The following is a 20,976-nucleotide window of genomic DNA, read 5'->3' on the forward strand; positions in this document are numbered from 1 at the left end:
GCCGGAGGCGGGTCCGCCCGGGCGGGCGATAGGGTCGGTGCACCGACATGTCCGCACCGACAAGGGGTAAAGATTCCACGATGGCACCACGAGGCGACGTCGACATGGAGGCCTGGCAGGCCCGCTGCGCCCAGATCCTCGAGGAGGTCGCGCCCTCCGCTCCCTTCGCGCCGCTGGACGCCGACGATCCCTGGAGCTCGCCGTCCCTCGATGCGCTCGAGCAGCAGATGCTCGCCACGTGGGCATCGGCCGGGGACGTGCCTGCTGACCAGGCCGCTCAGTACGAGGCGTTCCTGGGCGAGGGGCTCCGGCGCCGGTTCGGCGGATCGTGGACCCTGCTGCCCCCGTCGCTCCTCGGCGAAGCGGCGGGCGACGCCGCCTGCGGGCTCGGCATCGCCTCCCCGGATGGTGAGTCCATCGATGTCGTCTCGAGCCTCGTGCCGCAGGCGTATCGCGCAGGGACGGGCACCTGGTGGTCCACCTGCTACCGCGCGCACGAGGAGATCCCGGGAGACCGCGCGATCTGAGGCGCGCCGACGTCAGACCCGGGCCGCGGCCGACGGCGCCCGTCCGTGGCCGACGGCGCCCGTCAGTGTCCGGCGGCCTCCGCCTCGTCCCCCAGGCGGTACTCGAGCCGCGGCAGCATCCTGCCGGGGATCGAACCGCTGGGCGCGGAGCCGATCCGCACGGCGCCGAAGCGGCGGTAGAAGGTCTCCGCCCCCGGGTCCGCGTCCAGCAGCACGCGCCGCACACCGCGGGCGCGGGCCTGCGCGAGGGCGTGCTCCAGCAGCAGCCGGCCGCAGCCGGTGCCGATCGCGGGAGGGTCGACGAAGAGGGCCTCGAGCTCGAGCGCCTCGGGCGGGCCGGGCAGGTCCGGCGCGCCCGCGACCGGCGCGAGGCGGACGATGCCGAGCACCGTCCCGTCGCGCTCGGCCGCCCACATCAGCTCCGAGCCGCAGGTCTCGGCGTCGTAGCGCAGCTCCTCGCGGCAGGCCTCGAGGAACTCCGGCGGATACCCCCAATGCCCCTTCGAGCGCAGCGCCAGGGCGGAGAGGGCCTCGTGCTCCTCCGGCCGGGTCCGGCGGATCACCGGCGCAGCGGCGGCATCCCGGCGTGGACCGGCGCCACCGGGTCCGCCGACGCGGCCGTCCTCGGCCCGGCGAGCCGTCTCAGCCATCGGTCCGCACGGCGTCGACGACCTGCTGGCAGGCGGCCAGACCGGCCCATTCGTCGTCGTCCGCGCCCGCGTACACCAGGCACAGCGGTCCGTCGTAGCCCGCCCCGAGGACGGCCTCCAGCGTGCGGCGGTACCGCGCGGGGTCCAGGGCGCCGTCCTCGGTGGTGGGGCACTTGGCGTGCGAGGTCTCGGCGCGGCCGGCGATGCTCGCCAGCTGCTGGTCGCGATCCGGCATCGTCCAGTTGTCCAGGTCGATGAGCAGGCCGATGGAGCCGCCCGTCGCGTCCAGCAGCGCGTGGACGTCGTCCGCGGTGGGCAGCAGCTGCTTCCAGTTCTCGGTGACCACGCGCACCGGGGATCCGGCGGCCAGGCGGGACAGGCGGGCGCCGCTGGCGGCGATGAGCTCGGGGGTGGGATCGGACTCGCCGGCGCACACCCGGCCGCGGGTCGCGCCGAGCACGGCGGCGTCCTCCAGCCAGCCGGCGATCCACGCCTCGTGGGCATCAGCGTCGGTGGGGTGGACGAGGTCGCCGTTGTCCACGAGCAGGGCGTCCAGCGCCACCTCGGCCTCGGCGAGCGCGGCGCGCAGCTCCTCGAGGTAGGAGCGGTCGCGGCGGGGCAGGTGGAAGTGGCACAGCTGCACGGTGCCGATGCCGTGCGCGGCGAGCTCTCGGGGCAGGTCCAGCATGTCCACGGCGCCGGGTGCCGCGGGCGTCGGGGTCATGGCGGTGGAGCCCGGCGGGTTGGCGTGCTCGGCGACGAAGCGGCCGAGCGTCCGATGCAGCGACCACGCGTGCACGGCCATCGGCGTCGCCGGGGCGGCGGAGCCGGGCGCGGCATCGGCGGAGAGGGCGGGAGCGGGGGCGACGTTCTGGGCGGCATTGCTCATGCGCGCCACTGTATCGGCCGGCCCCGCCCCCGCGGCAGGCCGCAGGCGCGGCCGCGGGGCGCCGCGCCGGTCAGGCGGTGCGGCGGCCGCGGGCGAGGTCCAGCAGGTGGTCCAGCACCCCGCCGGCGCTGGCGCGCAGACCGTTGTGCTCGTACTCGCTGGTCACCCAGGGGCGCATCTGCGGCAGCAAGGCGGCCGTGGCCAGGGAGTGCTCCCGGGGGACGTAGGCGTCCTCGAAGTACACGGCCGCGGCGGCGGGCACCTGGGCGGCGCGCAGGGCGTCCGGGTCGTACAGGGCGGGCCAGGCGTGCTCGGCGAGGAGGTCGGCGGCCTCGGCCCACGGGGCGAGCTCGGGATCCTCGGCGAACAGGGAGCGGTGCACGTGCTCGCCCGCCAGCAGGGTCGGGTCCTCCCGCACGGACTGCGGCATGGTGCGGTCCGCGGCCCAGCGGGTGGCGTGGCCGTCGGCCCAGCAGGATTCGTGCAGCACCGCGTACAGCGGGTTGCGGCCGCTGAAGGGCAGCGCGGCGGTGAGGTCATGGCGGAAGGCGGGGCTCGCGGGGTCCAGCTCGAGCAGGTAGTGCAGGCGCTCCGGCCCGCCGGAGGCGCCCAGCAGATGCCCGAGCGTGCGCAGGCGGTCGACGGAGACGGCCTGGCCGTCGGGCAGGTGCAGCTGCCCCGCCGCGGCGAGATCGGCCAGGTGCCGCATCCGGTCGCGGTCCCCGGCGAAGCGGGCGTAGAAGGCCTCGCTGCGGCGAGCCATCCCCTCCCAGGTGGTCGTGTACACCGCGTCCAGCTGCTCTCCGACGGCGGGAAGGCCGCCCGTGAACAGCGCCAGGTCCACGCTGCCGGCGTGCTCGGAGAGGTAGCGCAGGGCCGTGAAGCCGCCGAAGGACTGTCCCAGCAGGCTCCACGACGCGACCTCAAGGGCCTCGCGCAGCGCCTCGGCGTCGCGGACGATCGCATCGGCCCGGAAGCAGGCGAGGTAGGCGGCCTGGTCCTCGGCCGATGCCTCCCGCAGGGTCGCGGCGCCGCCGGCGGCGCCCTGCGGCAGCGGGCAGTCCAGGCCGATCGGCGTGGAGCGGCCGGTGCCGCGCTGGTCCAGCATCACCACGCGGAAGTCCTCGAGAGCCCGCGGCAGCCACGCCGGGGCGGCCGATTCGAGGGTGGGCCGCGGCGCCTCGGAGCCGGGCCCGCCCTGCAGGTAGACGAGGTAGGGGCGGTCCCGGCCGTCCTCGGCGGCGACCACGCGCGCGAACACCTCGAGCTGCGGGCCGTCGGGACGCTCGGGGTCCAGGGGCACGGGGAGCGTGAGGTCGCTCAGATGCAGGCCGGGCAGGGTCCAGGTGCGGGTCGTGAGGGGCATGACCTGCAGTCTAGGAGCGCCGGCCGGGTGGTGGGTCCACCGGGGACGGCGCGGCGGGCGGTTCAGGAGCCGGGGGTCCTCGGGCGGACCACGCGGGCGAGGATCGCCCCGCCGACGGCGACCACGTTCCAGATCAGCGCCAGGGCGAGCGCGACGACCGGCCACAGCACCGCCCCGTACTGCAGCTCGGAGTACAGCGGCGCCAGGGAGATCACCGCGCAGATCACCGTGCCGATCCCGGCGACCAGCAGCAGGCGGGCCGACAGGCGCCTCCCGGGCACCACCCGCATCGGCGATCGCAGGTCGAGGACCGCCAGCACGATCTCCGCGGCGCCGAGCAGCACCAGCAGCGTCGGCACGGCGAGGAACACCACCACTCCCAGGGCCATGGTGCGGCTCCCTCCGTCAGGTCCAGGTGCAGGCAGTGTACGGTCCTGCGATGAGCACCTCCGCCGCCCTGCCCGAGCTCTTCTCCCTGTCCGGCCGCACCGCCCTGGTCACCGGCGGCAGCAGCGGCATCGGCCGCGCGATCAGCACCGCCCTCGCGGCCGCCGGCGCGCACGTGCTGATCGCCGCCCGGCGCGAGGGGCCGATCCGGGAGGTCGTCGACGAGATCGCCGCGGCGGGAGGTTCGGCCGCGGCGCTGCCGGCGGACCTCGGCACCCGGGAGGGAGCCCGGGATCTCGCCGAGCGCGCCCTCGCGCACGTCGCGCCCGACGGCCCCCGCGGCGTGGACGTGCTGGTGTGCAGCGCGGGGATCAACCTGCGCCCGCCGATGCCCGAGCTCGACGAGGACACCTGGGACGCGACGATGGCCGTGAACCTCGATGCCCCGTTCCTGCTGGGCCAGGCGCTGGCCCCCGCCATGGCCGAGCGCGGCTGCGGCCGTCTGATCCACATCAGCTCGCAGCAGGCGCATCGGCCCTTCGCCGCGAGCGGGGCGTACGGGGTGTCCAAGGCGGCGCTGGAGGCGCTGGCCCGCTCGCAGGCCGAGGCCTGGTCCGCCCGCGGCGTCACCGCGAACGTGCTGATCCCCGGCTTCGTGCCGACGCCGCTGAACACCCGCCTCAGCTCGGACCCGGCCACGGTGCAGGCCCTCGCGGCCCGCACCCTGGTGGGCCGCAACGGCCGCCCCGAGGACTTCGCGGGCCCGGTCGTGTGGCTGGCGAGCGCCGCGAGCGCCTACGTGACCGGCCAGTCCATCGCCGTGGACGGCGGCTTCAGCGTGCACTGACCCCCTCCGGGCCGCCGCCGGGCACAGGAGCCGGCGAGGACGGGACCGGGCGCGTCAGAGGGACCAGCCGGTGGCGGTGCGGATGCGGGCGGCGACGCCGGCCGGGTCGGCGCCCGAGGTCGGGACGAGGACCTCCCCGCTGTGCAGGGGCAGCTCCCGCTCGCGCGCCGCGCGGCGGGCGACGGCGGCGACCTCCATGTCGGTGGCGCCGCGCAGATCATCGGCCGCCAGATGCGGTCCCGCCCCACGGGCGCGGGAGCGGGCGCGCTCGCGCAGCTCGGCGGGCGTCGCATCCAGCCGCACGGAGATCACCGGCACGTCCCCGAAGGCCGCGAAGGCCAGGTCCGGCCCGGCGCCGATGGGGGCGACGACGATGCTCGCCACGCCGCCGGCGCCGACGAAGCACTCGTGCAGCGCCGCCACGCAGTCGGCGCCGGCGACCCGCGCGGCCGCCGCACCGCCGGGGAGGTTGCGGGCCAGGGACAGCTCGGCGAGGTCGAGGAACCCGGTGCGCGTGCCGGCGCCCCAGGCGGCCTGCGCCAGCTCCCAGCCCACGCTCGAGGCGCCCGCGCAGCGCGGCCCCGTGATCCACAGGACCGGCGCGGTCTGCGCATCGGCGTGCTCGAGCGGCGCCGCCGGCCCCTCCGGACCGCTGTCCTCTCCGGCCGCCGCGGCGAGGACGGCCTCGACCGCGTCCTCGACGCCGAGCCCGTCCAGCGCCACGCGGCGCCAGCCATCGGCCAGGCGGGCCGATTCCTCGGTGCCGATGCGGACGGCCTCCTCGCGCTGCTCCGCGCTCCAGCCGCGGGCGCCGAGCCGTGCATGGCGCTGCTGAGGGGCGAGGTCCAGCCAGAGGGAGGCGACGGACTCGCCTGCGGTGCGCGGCGGCGGGGCGTCGGGGCTGGCGACCCCGGAGACGAGGAGGGACCGGGAGCCGGCGCGACGGTGGATGCTCGCCACGAGGTCGAGGGCGTGCTCCTTGAGCACCCAGCGGTCCGCGTCGCCGTCCGGGGCGGGGTAGAGCATGCCGAGCTGGTCGATGTCGACGGAGGAGACGGGCTCCCCGTCCGCCGCCAGGCGCGCGGCGATGGCGAGCGCCAGCGTCGACTTGCCGACGCCGGGAGGCCCGGCCAGACGTAGAACATGCATGTCAGGAGCCTACTGGGAGGTAGGCGGGGCGGGCACAGGAATATCGTCTGCAGGACGGCCCGACGGCTCAGGCCTGCAGCTCGAGCACCCGGATCGCGAGCTGGACGCGGTTGGTGACGTGGAGCTTGTCGAACAGCCGCCCCACGTGCGTCTTCACCGTGGGCAGCGACAGGAACAGCGCCTCGCCGATCTCGCCGTTGGTCAGCCCCTGCGCCACCAGCTGCGCGACCTCCCATTCGCGGGCGGTGACGCCGGCGGGAAGCTGCCCGGCGGGCGCGGAGCGGAGCCCGCCGCCGGGGCTGTCCGATGCGCCGCGCGGCGCCCCGTCCGGCAGCGATCCGGCGCGGGGGTCGCGAGGACGGGACCCCTCGGCCCCGCTCGCGCCGTCGGCGGCGAGGTCGACCAGGCGCCGCAGCACCAGCGGGGAGAAGCGCGCCCGGCCCTGCGCCGCCTCGTGCACCGCCTGCACCACGTCCTGCGGAGGGGTGTCCTTGAGCAGGAAGGACACGGCGCCGGCCCGCAGGGCATCGAGCAGGAAGCCATCGGTGTCGAAGGCGGTGAGCACGACGATCGCCGCGCGGGCCCCCTGGGCGTGCAGGCGCCGCGTCGCCTCGATGCCGTCCATGCCGGGCATGCGGATGTCCATGAGCACGACGTCGGGATCCAGGGCGTCGACGGCGCGGAGGGCGCCGGCGCCATCGGCCTCCTCCCCCACCACCTCGATGCCCTCGGCGCCGTCGATCATCAGGCGCAGCCCGGCGCGCATGAGGTTCTCGTCGTCCACGAGGAGCAGCCGCACGGTGCCCGTGCCGGGGTCGGTCATGGTCAGTCCCTCCAGGGAAGTCGTGCCTCGACCGCGAAGCGTCCCGCGGTCCCGTCCTCGATGTGCAGGCTGCCGCCCAGCAGCACGATCCTCTCGCGCACCCCGACCAGCCCCAGCCGGGCGCCGGCGGCGGGCGCCTCCCGGGGCACGGGGTTGGAGGCGCGCAGCACGAGCTGCTCGCCCGCACGGTGCAGGCGCAGGTCCAGCCGGGTGCCCGGGGCGTGCTTGCGCGCATTGGTCAGCAGCTCGCGGGCGATCCGCACCAGGGTGACCACGCCCGCCCGGCTCATGCCGTCCAGCATCTGCGGGGTGAAGGGCTCCTCGCCGGCGGCCGGATCCTCGGCCGGGGCATCGCTCCACAGGAGCGTCATCTCCTGCCCGGCGGCGCGAGCGTCCTCGAGCATGGTGACGAGGTCCGCGGCGGTGGGCAGCGGCATGCCGTCGGCGCGCAGCGCCCCGAGGACCTCCCGCAGCTCGGTGTTCGCGGCCTGGGCGCCGCGACGGATGATGCTCGCGGCCTCCTGCCGCTGCGCCTCCGGCAGGTCCCGGCGGTATTCGAGCGCGCCGGCGTGCATGGCGATGAGGGAGAGATGGTGGGACAGGCTGTCGTGCATGTCGCGGGCGATCGCGGCCCGCTGCTCGGCCTGCGCCTGCGCGATCAGCGCGCGATGCTCCCGTTCGAGGGCGTCCCGCTCGCGGCGGGCGGTGGAGGCCTGCGCGCGCAGCGAGGCGATGAGCGCCGCGCGGGTGCCCCGGGCCCGGCCCCACAGCAGCGCCGCTGCCGCGAACGCGCAGGTCATCAGCATCTCCCAGGGCAGGGTCCCGCTGGACGATCCCTCCGCCCAGCGGAACAGCAGGGAGGAGACGACCGAGCCGCCGACGGCGAGGATGATCGCCGCCGCGTCCAGCAGCCGTGTGCGCCGCTCGCCGAGGCGGGCCAGGGCCACGGCGGCCGCCGCGACCGACATGCCGCTGACGGCGAGGGCCGCCACCAGGATCAGGTTCGCGGCCCCGGCGCGGCGCATCGGCCCGACGGCGAGCGCCGCCGCGAGCCCCACCAGCAGGTCGACGACGAACAGGGCGACCAGCCGGTCCGAGAGGTCGCCCTGCTCGTCGATCGTCGTCCCGTAGACGAAGACCAGCACGAGCAGGCCGATGATCAGGCAGATCGCGGAGACGCCGACGGCGCGCAGGGCGCGCAGCCACCACGGGGCGGGAGGCGGCGGCTCCAGGGACGGCCCGGCCGGGGAGGGGCTGTCCGCGGAGTCGCCGGCCGGGGACGGGTGCGCGGAGGACGCGATCACGGGGGCGGGCATGAGGACATCGTAGGAACCGGGGCCGGCCCGGCGGATCGGCCGAAAGCACGACCTCCGCGCGGCGGGGGCCTCGGGGACAATGGCTCCCATGGGCTCCCCGCTGACGATGACCGACGAGTTCCGCACGGCGCTGGACCTGCTGCTCTCGGGGCGGAGCATGTTCCTCACCGGTCGCGCGGGCACGGGCAAGTCGACGCTGATCCGCCTGTTCCTGGAGCGCACGGACCGGCGGGCGGTGACCGTGGCCCCCACCGGGATCGCGGCCCTGACCGTGGACGGGTACACGATCCATCGGCTGTTCTCCTTCCCGCCGGGGGTCAGCGAGGAGACCGTCCGCGGGCCCCGGTATTTCCCGGGGCGCTTCGCCCGGACCCTCGCCGAGCTCGAGGTGCTGATCGTCGACGAGGCGTCGATGGTGCGCGCGGACCTGTTCGACGCCCTCGTCGCGGCGCTCGAGCGGTTCGGGCCGAAGCCCGGCGCACCCTTCGGCGGGGTGCAGCTGGTGCTGGTCGGGGACCTGCACCAGCTGCCGCCGGTGGTGCGGGACTCCGAGGCCGGGTTCATCCAGGAGCGCTTCGGCAGCCCGTACTTCTTCTCCGCACGGCACTTCGACCGCGACGCCTTCCCCGTCGTCGAGCTGACCACCGTGTTCCGGCAGATCGGCGACGCGCACCTGGTGGACCTGCTGAACCAGGTGCGCGAGGGGGCACTGCTGGAGGACGCCCGCACCCGGCTGAACACCCGCACCGACCGGGACTTCGAGCCGGCCGAGCACGAGTTCTGGCTGACCCTCGCGACCACCAACTCCACCGTGAAGAGCCGCAACGCACGCATGCTCGCGCAGCTGCCCGGGCCCGTCCACCCGTTCGCCGCCGAGATCCGCGGCGACCTGGACGGCTTCGAGCAGCCCACCGATGCCCGCCTGGACCTCGCCGAGGGCGCCCAGGTCATGATGCTCAGCAACGACCCCTCGGACCGGTGGGTCAACGGGAGCATCGGCCGCATCACCCGGATCCGCCGCGATGCGGACGGTCCGGTCGTGGACGTCCGCCTGCGTGAGGGCGAGGAGGTCGAGGTCCGCCCGCACACCTGGGACGTGACCCGGCCGCGAGTCGAGGGCGGGCAGCTGCTCCACGACGTCGTCGGCAGCTTCACCCAGCTGCCGATGAAGCTGGCCTGGGCCATCACCATCCACAAGTCCCAGGGGCAGACCCTGGACCGGGTGGTCGTCGACCTCACCGGCGGTACCTTCGCCAACGGCCAGCTGTACGTGGCGCTGAGCCGGTGCACGAGCCTGGAGGGCCTGGTGCTGCGCCGCGACGTGCTGCCCCGGGACCTCAAGACGGACCCGCGGGTGCGGCGGTTCCTCACCGCATCGGCCCCGGCGGAGGACGCCCTGGGCGAGGTGTACCTCGCCGCCCTCATGGTCGGCGAGCGCGGCGACCGCTTCCGGCCGCGGCCCGTGGAGATCGCCGTGGTCACCGATGACGGCGACGAGGCCTCCACCGTCGTCAACCCGACCATGGACCTGTACCGGGCGCGCACGGAGCACGGCATCACCACCAGTGACGTGCAGCTGGCGCCCGTCCTCGCCGAGGCCTGGCCGGCGCTGTCCCCGCTGCTGGCCGGTCGCGTCGGCGTGGGCGTCGGGATCGACGAGCTGCTGGGGCACATCGACGTCGAGCTCAAGCGCAACGGCCGCCTCGAGCCGATGCCGATGGGCGTCGAGCTGCCCGCCGCCGAGCTCACCAGCGCCGAGCGCACCGCCCTGCGCACCGGCACGGCCCTGGACCGGGCGCGGGCCGTGCGCGACGCGGCGCTGCGGCTGCGCCGCGAGGCGGCCCACGCGGCCGATGCGACCGACGCGACCGACGCGACCGATGCGACCGACGCGACCGACGCGACCGATGCGACCGATGCGACCGATGCGACCGATGCGACCGATGCGACGAGCCTGCCGCTGCTGTCCCCCGTCGGCCAGGTGTTCCCGCAGCTGCCGCGCGGGCACGGCTACCTGCTGGCCCGCACCACCGGCGCCGCCGGGACGGACGGCCCGACGGGCTTCGTCGTCGGCGGCAACGTCTCGGCCGAGGACGACGCCGCCCACCTGCTCGCGCAGTCCCTGGCCGCGGCATGGGAGCGGGTGATCGACGCCGACCAGGTCGCGGTGGACCGTCTGCGCGAGGTCGAGGCCCACTACGGGGTGACGGTGCTGCCCGCGGACCTGCAGCTCGAGGGCCCGCCCGACCTCGCGACGCTGCTGCAGCCGGGGGTGCGGGTGTGCTTCACCGGCACCGTCGTCCACCCCGACCACGGCGTGCTCGAGCGGGAGGAGATGGAGCAGATCGCCGCCCGGCGCGGCCTGCTCCCGGTCGCGAACGTCACCAAGACCCGGACCGATGTCCTGGTCGTCGCCGAGCGCGGCAGCCAGTCCGCCAAGTCCCGCAGCGCCGCGAGATGGGGCAAGCCCGTCCTGGTCGCCGAGGACTTCCTCGCCTGGGCGCTCTGAGGGGGAACTCCCCCGCAGCGCGAGGCCTCCGGGGAATCCCCCGCCGCGTCGCCCTCGGCGCGTCCTGAGCCCTGCGCCGCCTGCTACTCCCAGTCGCCGCGCCTATCCTGTCGCGGGCCCCGTCCGCCCCGGACCAGGGCCCGAGCGATCTATGGACGGGACGTGGACCTTGCCTGAGCTGCCCTTCTCCCGGATTCGCCGACGCCGGCGCCGCCTCGAGCCGGACCTCATCACCTCCGCGGGAACGACCGATGCGCCCGCGGACGCGGAGGACCCGCGCCGGGAGACGCCCGCGGGATCCCGCGCCGAGTCGAGCATCGTCGACAGCGCCGTGTACGTCGACGGGGCGCGCATCGCATCCCCCGCCTGCCTCGCCGACTCGTACCGGGCGCTGCGCTCCCAGGAGGACGCGGTGGGCTGGATCGGCCTCTACCGCCCGGGGCAGGACGACCTGGCGAGCCTGGCCGCGGAGTTCGACCTGCACGAGCTGGCCGTCGAGGACGCGATCCTCGCCCATCAGCGCCCCAAGATCGAGCGGTACGACGACACCCTGTTCGTGGTGCTGCGCGCCGCCCGCTACCTCGACGACGTCGAGGAGGTCGAGTTCGGGGAGGTGCACCTCTTCGTCGGCCCCGACTTCGTGCTCACCGTCCGGCACAGCGAGTCCCCGGACCTCTCCGCCGTGCGCCGCCGCCTGGAGTCCAACCCCGAGCTGCTGCGCCTGGGGCCGGAGGCGATCCTCTACGCGGTCCTGGACCGGGTGGTCGACGGCTATGCACCGGTCGTCGCGGGGCTGTCCAACGACATCGACGAGATCGAGACCCAGGTGTTCCTGCGCGACCCCGGGGTCTCGCGGCGCATCTACGAGCTCTCCCGCGAGGTGATCGAGTTCGAGCGCGCCACCAAGCCCCTGCTGGCAGTGCTGAGCAGCCTGGGCGCCGGCTTCCAGAAGTACGGCACCGACGAGGAGCTCCAGCGCTAGCTGCGCGATGTCGAGGACCACCTGGTGCAGGTCGTCGAGCACGTGAGCGGGTTCCGCGAGATGCTGCGCGACATCCTCACCGTGAACGCCACGCTCGTCGCTCAGGCGCAGAACGAGGAGATGCAGAAGCTCAGCGAGCTCAGCGTGGCCCAGGGCGAGGAGGTCAAGAAGATCTCCGCCTGGGCGGCGATCCTCTTCGCCCCGCAGATCGTCGGCACCGTGTACGGGATGAACTTCGACCGCATGCCCGAGCTGCACTGGGCGTACGGCTACCCCTTCGCCCTGGTGATGATGCTGGCCGTCGCCGTCGCCCTGTACGCCGCCTTCCGCCGCCGCGGCTGGATCTGATCCCTCGGAGGCCATGACCGGCCTCGGCAACGGAACGGTCACGGCGCCCCGGCGGCCTGGGAGCGGCTGCCTCCCGATGGAAGCATGACGGGATGAAGGTGATCGATCATCGCGAAGGCTCCTGGTACCTGCTGCAGGAGGACGAGGAGCTGCTCCTCGAAGCCCACTGCGAGCACCGGTCCTTCGGCTACAGCGTGCTCATCGTCCTGAACCTGTCCGAGCGCCGCGCATACCTGCGCCGCGGGCCCGATGCGCTGGACGACCTGGCCCGGGCGATCGACGCCTCCGCCCCCGTCGCCCGGGGCTCGGCGTCCCGGTACCGCGATCGCGACCGCACCAGCATGCTCGGCCACGAGGTGACCGAAGCGGTGCGCGCCTGGCAGGCCGCGACCGTCTGACCGGTCGGCGGGATCTCGATCCCGGCGGGCGCGCGGCTCAGCGAGCCGCGCCGCTCAGCGCCCGCCCAGCACGTCCTCGACGGCGGCGGCCGCGCGGTCCACGTCCTCGGGGGTGGTGGTCGGGGCGAGCGTGAGGCGCACGGCGGTCTGCGCGATCTCGCGGTCGATGCCGAGCGCCGTGAGCACGTGCGAGGGCTCGTCGCTGCCGGCCGCGCAGGCCGATCCGCTCGAGGCGATGACGCCGCGCTCCTCGAGGTCCAGCAGGATCGATTCGCCGCTGACGCCGGGGAAGCAGAACGAGGCATGGGCGGGATGCCGCGGCGCGCGGGGCCCGGTGAGCAGGGCGCCGTCGTAGGCCGCCAGGACCCGGCCGATCAGCCGGTCCCGCAGCGCGGCCAGGCGCGCGGCCTTCTCCTCCCGCTCCGCCTCGGCCAGCTCGAGAGCGACGGCGAGCGCGACGGCGAAGGCGACGTTCTCGGTCCCGGACCGGCGCCCGGACTCCTGGCCGCCGCCGTGGATCACCGGCTCCAGCGGAAGGCGACCGCGGATCATCGCCAGGCCCGTGCCCTTGGGGGCGCCGAGCTTGTGGCCGGACAGCGTGATCGCATCGGCCCCCAGGCCCCGCAGGTCCAGGAACCCGGCGGCCTGCACCGCGTCGGTGTGCAGCAGGGCGCCGACCTCGTGCGCGGCGTCGGCGAGCGCGGGGATGTCCGCGACCGCGCCGATCTCGTTGTTGGCGTAGGCGAGGGAGACCAGGGTCGTGTCCGGGCGCAGCACGGCGCGCAGGGCGTCGGGCGTGACGACCCCGCCTGCGCCGACCTCGGCGAAGGAGACCTCGAACCCGTGGATCCGCGCCAGGTGATCCACGCTCTCGAGCACGGCCTCGTGCTCGATCGGCGAGGTCACCAGGTGGCGGCCGCGCGGGGCGGCGAGGGCGAGCCCCTTGATGGCGAGGTTCGCGCCCTCGGTGCCGCCGCTGGTGAAGACGACGTCGCTGCGCCGCACGCCGAGCACCGCGGCGGCCCGGCGGCGGGCGTCCTCGAGCCCGGCGGCCGCGGCCTCCCCGGCCGTGTGGTGGCTGGACGGGTTGCCGAAGGTGCCGGTGAGGTACGGCCAGGCCGCCTCGAGGGCTTCCCGGCGCACCGGGGTGGTGGCGGCGTTGTCGAGGTACAGCATGCTCAGGACGCCGCCCGGTCGGCAGGGTCCCCGGCGCGGACCTGCACATCCAGCCCCAGGTCGAGGCTGCGCACCGAATGGGTGAGCGCCCCGGAGGAGATCACGTCCACGCCCGTGCGGGCGATCGCGCCGACGGTCTCCAGGGTGACGTTCCCGCTGGCCTCGACGACGGCGCGGCCGGCGACGATCTCGACGCCGCGGACCAGGTCCTCGAGGGAGAAGTTGTCGAGCATGATCACGTCGACGCCGCCGGCGATCACCGGCTCGATCTGGTCGAGGCGGTCGACCTCGACCTCCATCCGCGTGGTGTGGCCCAGGCGCTCGCGGGCCGCGCGGATCGCGCCGGTGAGGTCCAGGCCCTGCTCGCGCAGCACGGCGAGGTGGTTGTCCTTGGCCATCACCGCGTCCGAGAGGGAGAAGCGGTGGTTGATGCCGCCGCCCGCGCGCACCGCGTGCCGCTCGACGGCGCGCAGGCCCGGCGTGGTCTTGCGGGTATCGGTGATCCGCGCGCCCGTGCCGGCGACGGCGTCGACGAACGCCCGGGTGAGGGTGGCGATGCCGGACATGCGCTGGGTGAAGTTCAGGGCGATCCGCTCGGCCTGGACGACGGCGCGGGCCGGTCCCTCGACGGCGGCCAGCACGTCGCCGGCGGCGAAGGCGTCGCCGTCGGCGGCGTGCAGGGTCACCTGCACGGCCGGGTCGGTGAGGCGGAACGCGGCGGCAAACACCTCGGCGCCGGCGAGCACTCCGGCCTCGCGGGCGCGCAGCTCGGCCCGGGCCCGGGCGGTCGCGGGCAGGAACGCCTCGCCGGTCGCGTCGCCCCAGGGGGCGTCCTCGGCGAGGGCCGCGGCGACGACACGGTCGATGTGGGCGGGGGTGAGCATGGGGCCTCCAGGGCGGGATCAGCGCGTGGGCTGCAGGGGTCGAGGGGACGGGAGGGGCGGGAGATCGACGAGCTCGTCCCCGCGCGGGAAGCTCGGGTCGGGCTCCCGCGCGGCGGCCGAGGCGGCCTCGCGCTTCGGGGCGTCCTGCGGGTGCGCCGGGACCGGATCATCGGCCGCATCCCGGCGGTGGTGCGCGCCGACGGAGCCGGGTCGGGCGAGCGCCGCCTCGACCACGCAGCGGGCCAGGTGCAGGAGGTTGCGGTCCTCGAGCGCGGCAAGGGTGGTCGGCGCGGGCGGGGCCCAGGTCGCGAGGATGCGGGCGGCCTCCTCCAGCTCCGCGCCGGTGCGCAGCAGGCCGACCTGCCGCCACATGAGCTCCTGCAGCTGGGCGCGGGTCCAGTCCCGGCTGGCCGATGCTCCTTGGTCGGTGCCGGCCGCCGCGGTGCCGGGCCGAGCGGTGCTGCGATGGTCGGGGGCGGTTGCCTCGGCGAGCTGCGGCCGCTCGGCCGCGGCGAGGAACCCCGCGGCGACGGCGGCGGTCCGCGCCTCGGCGAGGGCGGCATCGGCCGCGCGGGCGCCGAAGACGGTCCCCTCGAGCAGGGAGTTCGAGGCGAGGCGGTTCGCGCCGTGCACGCCGGTGCGGGCGCACTCCCCCGCCGCGAACAGGCCCGGCACGGTGGTGCGGCCGTCGAGATCGGTGAGGATCCCGCCCATCATGTAGTGCGCCGCCGGGGTGACGGGCACGCCCTCGCGCGCCCAGTCGAAGCCGGCCGCGCGCACCGCGGCGTCGATGGTCGGGAAGCGGCGCGCCAGCAGCCGCGCCCGCTCGTCCGCGTCGATGCCGGCGGGGCCGATGGCGGTGGCGTCCAGCAGCACGGGCCGACCGCCCTGCGCCTGCATGACCTGCACGATCGCGCGGGCGACGACGTCGCGCGGGGCGAGCTCGGCCCGCGGGTCGATCCGGGGCATGAAGCGGTCGCCGTGGGCGTCGCGCAGCAGCGCCCCCTCGCCGCGCACCGCCTCGGAGACGAGGAACGATCCCGCACCGCTCCCGGCGGCGAGCGCCGTCGGATGGAACTGGCAGAACTCGAGATCGGCCAGCCGGGCGCCGGCGCGCCGAGCGGCGGCCATCCCGTCCCCGGTGGCGACCGCGGGGTTCGTGGTGTGGGCGTAGAGCTGCCCGGCGCCGCCCGTGGCCAGGACCACCGCCCCGGCCCGGACGGTGAGCTCCCGGCCATCGGCCGCGAGGAAGCGGGCGCCGCGCACGGCGCCGTCCTCGACCACCAGGTCCACCAGCGCGGCCTGCTCGCGCACCGGAATGCCGCGGGCGCGGACGGCCGCGACCAGCGCGGTCTCGATGGCGAGGCCGGTCGCGTCGCCGCCCGCATGGAGGATGCGGGGGCGGCCATGGGCGCCCTCCAGCCCCAGGGCGTGCGGGCTGCCGGGCCCGTCGGTGCGATCGAAGGCGACCCCGAGGGCGATGAGCTCCGCGATGCGCTCCGGGCCCTCCTCGCACAGCACGCGGACGGCCTCGGGCTCGGCGAGGCCCGCCCCGGCGGCCAGGGTGTCCGCCGCATGGGCGGCGGGGGTGTCGCCCGGACCGACGGCTCCGGCGATGCCGCCCTGGGCGAGGCGGGTGGCGCCGTCGGCGAGCTCGCCCTTGGTCACCACGAGCACGCGGGCGGAGGCATCGGCCCGCAGCGCGGCGCTGAGCCCCGCGATGCCCGAGCCGATGACCAGCACGTCCACGGCCTCCTCGGGCGCGGCCGCGCCGGGCGCGCTGCGGCGCGCGGTCATGTCAGGCCTCCGCCCCGGCGGTCCCCCGGGCGGGAGCCGCGGAGCCGGGCTTGGCGGCGAGCATCCGCTCCAGCGCCAGGCGCGCGGGCTCGGCGACGTCGTCGGAGACGGTGATGCGGTTGATGACCTCGCCCTCCAGCAGCGACTCGAGCGCCCAGGCGAGGTATCCGGGGTGGATGCGGTACATCGTCGAGCAGGGGCACACCACCGGGTCCAGGCAGAAGATCTCGTGCTGGGGGTGCTGGGCGTTCAGGCGCTGGACGAGGTTGATCTCGGTGCCGATCGCGAAGGTCGTCGGTTCGGCGGCGCCCTCGATGGCCTTGCGGATGTAGTCGGTGGAGCCGGCCTCGTCGGCCGCGTCGACCACGGGCATCGGGCATTCGGGGTGGACGATCACGCGCACGCCCGGGTGCTCGGCGCGGGCCTTGTCGATCTGCGCGGTGGTGAAGCGCTTGTGCACCGAGCAGAAGCCGTGCCACAGCACGACCTTCGCGTCCTGGAGGGTCTGCTCGTCGTTGCCGCCGAGGGCCTTGCGCGGGTTCCACATCGGCATCTGCTCGAGGCCGATGCCCATGGCCTTGGCGGTGTTGCGGCCCAGGTGCTGGTCCGGGAAGAACAGCACCCGCTGGCCGCGCGCGAACGCCCACTCCAGCACCGTCGCGGCGTTCGAGGAGGTGCACACGATCCCGCCGTGGCGGCCGCAGAAGCCCTTCAGCGCGGCCGAGGAGTTCATGTAGGTCACGGGGATGATCGGGACCCGCCCCTCGGCGTCGGGCTCGGTCCCGTAGATCTCGGTGAGCTGCTCCCAGCACTCCTCGACCTGGTCGATGTCGGCCATGTCGGCCATCGAGCAGCCGGCGGCGAGGTTCGGGAGGATGACGGCCTGCTCGGGGGTGGAGAGCAGGTCCGCGGTCTCGGCCATGAAGTGCACGCCGCAGAAGATGATCGCCTCCGCCTCGGTGTGCGCCTTCGCGGCGTTGGCGAGCTGGAAGGAGTCGCCCACGTAGTCGGCGTACTGGACGACCTCGTCGCGCTGGTAGAAGTGGCCCAGGACCACGACCTTCTCCCCCAGCTGCGCCTTGGCGGCGCGGATGCGCGCATCGAGCTCCTCGCGGCTCGCCTCGCGGTACTGGGCGGGGATCTCGCCCTGGCGCGGGGAGGCGGCCGGGATCGGATCGGCCATCGAGGCGCCGGGCCCGTAGCCGGGGTCGCGCGCGTCGACGTCCCAGGGGGCGTCCAGCAGCTGGGTGGAGCAGGTGCTGCCGGCGGCGGCGCCGCGGGAGATGTCGCGGATGGTCAGGTCGACCGATGCGGTGGTGGTCATCGTGTCTCCTCGGGGTGGGTGGGGCGGATCGGGGCGGGGGTCAGAGGCCGGTGAGCGGGCCGTTGTCAGCGAGCTCGATGGACTCGTCGTGGCGGTACAGCTGGGCGGGGCGGTGGCGTCCGCCGGTGCGGAACTCGCCGGTGGGGACGAGCCGGCCCGACGCCTCCATCTGGCGTCGGAAGTTCGCGGGGTCGAGGGTCCTCTGGAGCACGGCCTCGTGGACGGCGCGCAGCTCGGCGAGGGTGAAGGTCTCGCCGAGGAAGGCGGCGGCGATGCGGGAGTACTCGACCTTGTTGCGCAGGCGCCACAGGGCGTACTCGACGATCAGCGCGTGGTCGAAGGCCAGCTCGGGCAGCTCGTCGGCGACGACCCAGCGCACGTTGAGGGTCTCCACGCCGGCCTCGGCTTCGTCGGCCCGCACCAGCGCCCAGTACACGACCGAGACGGTGCGCTCGGCGGCGGTCGGCGCGCGGTCCAGGCTGCCGAAGGCGTAGAGCTGCTCGAGGTAGCTCGGGGCGAGCTTCGTGGTCTCGCGCAGGTTCCGTGCGGCCGATGCGGCGAGCCCCTCGTCCGGTGCCAGCGGGCCGCCCGGCAGAGCCCATGTCCCCTGGTGAGGGGCGCGGATGCGGCGCACCAGCGGGATCCACAGGACGGGCCGGCGCGTGCGGGGGTGGGGGCGCAGCGCGAAGATCACCGTCGAGACGGCGAGCGAGACCTCATCGGCCATGTCCGGGACACCTCCACTTAAAGTCGTCGGGACCTTATGAGTTGCGTCGACCTTAGGGTCACTGCGACCAGAAGTGGAGGGATGCCCGGGATGCTATGACGGCGGTCACAGGGTCGGTGACCTTAACTCCGGTCACCTCGGGGCCGACGAGCGGCCGGAGGCCGCCGCCGACACGCCGCGATCGAGCCCCGCGGGACTACGCTCGGGGCATGAGCGAGAAGCCGACGAGCATCGACGACTACCTCGCACCGCTCGCACCGGAGGTCCGCGCGGAGCTGGAGCGGATCCGCGCCCTCGTGACGGGCCTCGTGCCCGAGGTGGAGGAGTCGATCAGCTACGGGATGCCCACGCTGAGCTACCGCGGCCGCGCCCTGGTGTATTTCACGGCCTCGAAGAAGCACATGAGCTTCTATCCCTCCAGCTGGGCGATCGAGGAGCTGGGCGACCGCCTGGCGGACTACCCGACCACCCAGCACGCGATCCGGTTCACCCTGGAGAACCCGCTGCCGGACGACCTGATCGAGGACCTCGTCCGCGCGCACCGGCGCGACATCGACGCCGACCGCCGCTGAGCGGAGGTCGGGCCGCGACCGACGCACCCGGAGAGCCCCCGCCTCCCTGCACTCACGTATACATCGATGGAAATTCTGCCCTCCGAGCCTCTTGCGCGCCGTTTGCATCGATGCAAAGCTTGCGTCCGCGCGGAGTGACCGCGCTCACCTCGACGAGGAGGAACCATGGAATCACGCCCCCACGCCACCCCCGGTCGGGCACCGGTGCCCCGCACCGGACCTGCCCGCGCTTCGTCCCGCGCATCGGCCGGAAGCTCGGCTGCGGCCGATGCAGCCGGCGGCCTCCGCCCCGGACGGCGCACCCTCATGGCGGGGATGGCCGCCGCCGTGCTCGGCGGCCACGCCGCACTGACCGCGCAGTCCGCCAGCGCCGCCTACCCCGGCCCCGGGATCGTCACCGGCGACATCACCGAGGTGCACGATCCGGAGATCATCCGCACGTCCAGCGGCACCTACCTGCTCCCCAGCACCGGCGACGGGATCTCGCTGCGCACCTCCACCGACCGCACGCACTGGACCGCGGCCGGCGCCGCGTTCCCCGGCGGCACGCCCTGGGCCGATCCCTACACCGGCGGCAGCCGGCACCTGTGGGCGCCCGAGATCCACTTCGCGAACGGGCAGTTCTACCTGTGGTACTCCGCCTCGACCTTCGGGTCGAGGCGATCGGCGATCTTCGTGGCCACCAGCCCCAGCGGCGCGGCCGGGACCTGGACCCACCGCGGCCTGGTCGTCGAGACGTTCGAGAACAGCGACCACAATGCGATCGACCCGGCGCTCGTGGTGGACTCCGCCGGCACCTGGTGGCTGGCCTACGGCTCCTTCGGGGACGGGATCCGGATGATCCGCCTGAGCTCCTCGACCGGGCTGCGCTCGGGTACCGAGATGCACCGGCTGGCCAGTCGGGGCGGCGGGCCCATCGAGGCGCCGACCATCCACCGCGCCAAGAACGGCTACTACTACCTGTTCGTGTCCTTCGACTACTGCTGCCGCGGGGCGGACAGCACCTACCGCGTCATGGTGGGCCGCTCGACCTCGGTCACCGGCCCCTACCGCGACCGCGCCGGGAACTACATGACTGCGGGCGGCGGCACCGAGATCCTCGCCGGGCAGGGCTCGATCCACGGGCCGGGCCACCAGGCCGTGCTCGCCGATGCCGACTCCGACGTGCTCTTCTACCACTACTACGACGACGCCGGCACGCCGCGCCTGGGCATCAACCTGCTGGCCTACGACTCCTCCGGCTGGCCGTACGTGCACTGAGGTGGCCAGTGGCCGTGGGGCGCAGGGCGGGCGCCCTGCACCCCACGGCTCGACCACAGGGATCGCGGGGCCAGTCAGTTCACGCCACGACGCCCTGGGTGCGCAGGACGCCCATGGAGCCGTACAGCTCCTGCAGCCGGGCCAGTTCGTCCGAGGCGTGGAAGGAGACGATGCCACGGCCGTAGTCCTTGGCGACCTCGAGGGCGAAGCGAACGGCCTGGTCGACGTCGTGCAAGTCAGTCGCACCTGTCGCGGAGCCGGGGACGGCGGACTCGGTCACGATCGCGACGCCGACCACCGGCGCAGCGGTCGCGGTGCACGGCTGGACGATCGAGTTCACGTGGTAGACGTCGTTCCCGTAGGGGGTGATGTCCTGCATCGTGATCGGCATGACGGCGGGCGCGCGCCCGGTGGTGCGGCTCAGCACGTCCAGCAGAGACTCGGACACACGCAGGATCCAGCCGTCGGCGATGGTGGGCGTGATGGCGATGCCCTTGTGGTTCAGGACCCGGTTGCCCTTGGTGGTGTCGATCGAGAGGATCGCGTCCATCTCGTCGCTGACCTCGTGTTCATTGCTGACGTCCTGCTCGACGACGGAGCCCATGAAGGGGACCGGCTCGTGCGGCTGGGTCGGGGCGTCCGGATCGATGTGCGTGGCGACGATGACGTCCCCGGGCAGGCGGTCGCCGCGCTCGACCATCGACAGCAGCTTCGCCGCGATCGTCACGGCGGAGAGCGCGCCGTCCCCATCGCTGACGAAGCCGATCTGCTCGGGCCGTGCGCCGAGCCCGCCGAGGCGGCCGAGGATCCCGAGGGTCGGGGCGGGGCCTCCGGCGCGCTTTCCCTGGCCGCCGGGGACCACCACCCGCAGGAAGTCCGTGGTGCCGATCTCCGTGGTGACCGCCTGGACCTCGATATCGGCCTCCGGTGCGATGGCCCGGAGGAAGGCGACGACGTCTGCGCCGCGCACGGCCGGGTCGTCGAGGAGGTCGTAGGCGGCGATCAGATGACTGAAGGACATGAGGGGTTCTCTCCTGTGGATGGG

General features: G+C 74.6%; 19 protein-coding genes and 1 pseudogene. 7 read left to right on the plus strand and 13 right to left on the minus strand.

Annotation, left to right across the window (positions count from 1 at the left end; genetic code table 11):
- Positions 1–80 precede the first annotated feature (80 nt).
- Entirely contained in the window at positions 81–527 is a 447-nt protein-coding gene (locus tag BF93_RS08975; protein WP_156954106.1) for a hypothetical protein, read from the plus strand.
- Positions 528–589: 62 nt separating this feature from the next.
- Here BF93_RS08975 and BF93_RS08980 read toward each other — a convergent pair whose 3' ends face one another.
- The 4 genes from BF93_RS08980 to BF93_RS08995 all read right to left on the minus strand — a co-directional run bounded on the left by BF93_RS08980 (position 590) and on the right by BF93_RS08995 (position 3,821).
- Entirely contained in the window at positions 590–1,090 is a 501-nt protein-coding gene (locus BF93_RS08980) for a GNAT family N-acetyltransferase (RefSeq protein WP_038372148.1), read from the minus strand.
- A gap of 79 nt (positions 1,091–1,169) precedes the next feature.
- On the minus strand, positions 1,170–2,066 hold the full coding sequence (locus BF93_RS08985; RefSeq protein WP_198025392.1) for a TIM barrel protein: 897 nt from the start codon (positions 2,064–2,066) through the stop codon (positions 1,170–1,172).
- Between the two features lie 70 nt (positions 2,067–2,136).
- Complete coding sequence (locus tag BF93_RS08990) at positions 2,137–3,432, minus strand: alpha/beta fold hydrolase (protein WP_038372149.1); 1,296 nt, start codon at positions 3,430–3,432, stop codon at positions 2,137–2,139.
- A gap of 62 nt (positions 3,433–3,494) precedes the next feature.
- A complete protein-coding gene (locus tag BF93_RS08995; RefSeq protein ID WP_038372151.1) occupies positions 3,495–3,821 on the minus strand; it encodes a hypothetical protein in 327 nt (108 codons plus the stop codon).
- Positions 3,822–3,871: 50 nt separating this feature from the next.
- Here BF93_RS08995 and BF93_RS09000 point away from each other — a divergent pair, with 50 nt between their 5' ends.
- A complete protein-coding gene (locus tag BF93_RS09000; protein ID WP_038372152.1) occupies positions 3,872–4,666 on the plus strand; it encodes an SDR family NAD(P)-dependent oxidoreductase in 795 nt (264 codons plus the stop codon).
- Between the two features lie 54 nt (positions 4,667–4,720).
- Here the strand turns inward: BF93_RS09000 and BF93_RS09005 are convergent, their stop codons facing one another.
- The 3 genes from BF93_RS09005 to BF93_RS18965 form a co-directional block, all read right to left on the minus strand.
- Complete coding sequence (locus BF93_RS09005) at positions 4,721–5,815, minus strand: AAA family ATPase (protein ID WP_038372153.1); 1,095 nt, start codon at positions 5,813–5,815, stop codon at positions 4,721–4,723.
- 67 nt (positions 5,816–5,882) lie between these two features.
- Positions 5,883–6,638 (minus strand): response regulator transcription factor, encoded by a 756-nt coding sequence (locus BF93_RS09010; protein ID WP_038372154.1) that lies wholly within the window; start codon positions 6,636–6,638, stop codon positions 5,883–5,885.
- A 2-nt stretch (positions 6,639–6,640) separates the two neighbouring features.
- Entirely contained in the window at positions 6,641–7,954 is a 1,314-nt protein-coding gene (locus tag BF93_RS18965) for a sensor histidine kinase (protein WP_051486766.1), read from the minus strand.
- An 88-nt stretch (positions 7,955–8,042) separates the two neighbouring features.
- Here BF93_RS18965 and BF93_RS09020 point away from each other — a divergent pair, with 88 nt between their 5' ends.
- The 3 genes and pseudogenes from BF93_RS09020 to BF93_RS09030 all read left to right on the plus strand — a co-directional run bounded on the left by BF93_RS09020 (position 8,043) and on the right by BF93_RS09030 (position 12,191).
- Complete coding sequence (locus BF93_RS09020) at positions 8,043–10,463, plus strand: AAA family ATPase (RefSeq protein ID WP_232226292.1); 2,421 nt, start codon at positions 8,043–8,045, stop codon at positions 10,461–10,463.
- Positions 10,464–10,614: 151 nt separating this feature from the next.
- Positions 10,615–11,793, plus strand: a pseudogene (locus tag BF93_RS09025) (magnesium and cobalt transport protein CorA).
- Between the two features lie 92 nt (positions 11,794–11,885).
- Positions 11,886–12,191, plus strand: coding sequence for a hypothetical protein (locus BF93_RS09030; protein WP_051486767.1), 306 nt, complete (start codon positions 11,886–11,888; stop codon positions 12,189–12,191).
- Positions 12,192–12,245: 54 nt separating this feature from the next.
- Here the strand turns inward: BF93_RS09030 and BF93_RS09035 are convergent, their stop codons facing one another.
- The 5 genes from BF93_RS09035 to BF93_RS09055 are packed head-to-tail and all read right to left on the minus strand — an operon-like array spanning position 12,246 to position 18,099.
- The gene (locus BF93_RS09035) at positions 12,246–13,367 is read right to left on the minus strand and encodes a cysteine desulfurase family protein (RefSeq protein ID WP_038372158.1); all 1,122 of its coding nucleotides are present in this window, start codon (positions 13,365–13,367) and stop codon (positions 12,246–12,248) included.
- A gap of 2 nt (positions 13,368–13,369) precedes the next feature.
- Positions 13,370–14,251 (minus strand): carboxylating nicotinate-nucleotide diphosphorylase, encoded by an 882-nt coding sequence (gene nadC / locus BF93_RS09040; RefSeq protein WP_038372159.1) that lies wholly within the window; start codon positions 14,249–14,251, stop codon positions 13,370–13,372.
- Positions 14,252–14,269: 18 nt separating this feature from the next.
- Positions 14,270–16,048 (minus strand): L-aspartate oxidase, encoded by a 1,779-nt coding sequence (gene nadB / locus BF93_RS09045; protein ID WP_084148412.1) that lies wholly within the window; start codon positions 16,046–16,048, stop codon positions 14,270–14,272.
- 1 nt (position 16,049) lies between these two features.
- Entirely contained in the window at positions 16,050–17,372 is a 1,323-nt protein-coding gene (gene nadA, locus BF93_RS09050; RefSeq protein WP_038372161.1) for a quinolinate synthase NadA, read from the minus strand.
- Positions 17,373–17,412: 40 nt separating this feature from the next.
- Positions 17,413–18,099, minus strand: a complete 687-nt coding sequence (locus tag BF93_RS09055; RefSeq protein ID WP_038372162.1) for an NUDIX hydrolase — start codon at positions 18,097–18,099, stop codon at positions 17,413–17,415.
- 209 nt (positions 18,100–18,308) lie between these two features.
- On the opposite strand from BF93_RS09055, the gene BF93_RS09060 reads away from it, so the two are divergent.
- Positions 18,309–18,671, plus strand: coding sequence for an iron chaperone (locus BF93_RS09060; protein ID WP_038372163.1), 363 nt, complete (start codon positions 18,309–18,311; stop codon positions 18,669–18,671).
- Positions 18,672–18,986: 315 nt separating this feature from the next.
- Positions 18,987–19,931, plus strand: a complete 945-nt coding sequence (locus tag BF93_RS09065; protein WP_051486790.1) for an arabinan endo-1,5-alpha-L-arabinosidase — start codon at positions 18,987–18,989, stop codon at positions 19,929–19,931.
- 79 nt (positions 19,932–20,010) lie between these two features.
- On the opposite strand, the gene BF93_RS09070 is transcribed toward BF93_RS09065, so the two are convergent.
- Entirely contained in the window at positions 20,011–20,952 is a 942-nt protein-coding gene (locus tag BF93_RS09070; RefSeq protein ID WP_038372165.1) for a DUF1177 domain-containing protein, read from the minus strand.
- Positions 20,953–20,976: the final 24 nt, after the last annotated feature.

This window comes from Brachybacterium phenoliresistens, assembly GCF_000576425.1.
GTDB classification, from domain to species: domain Bacteria; phylum Actinomycetota; class Actinomycetes; order Actinomycetales; family Dermabacteraceae; genus Brachybacterium; species Brachybacterium phenoliresistens.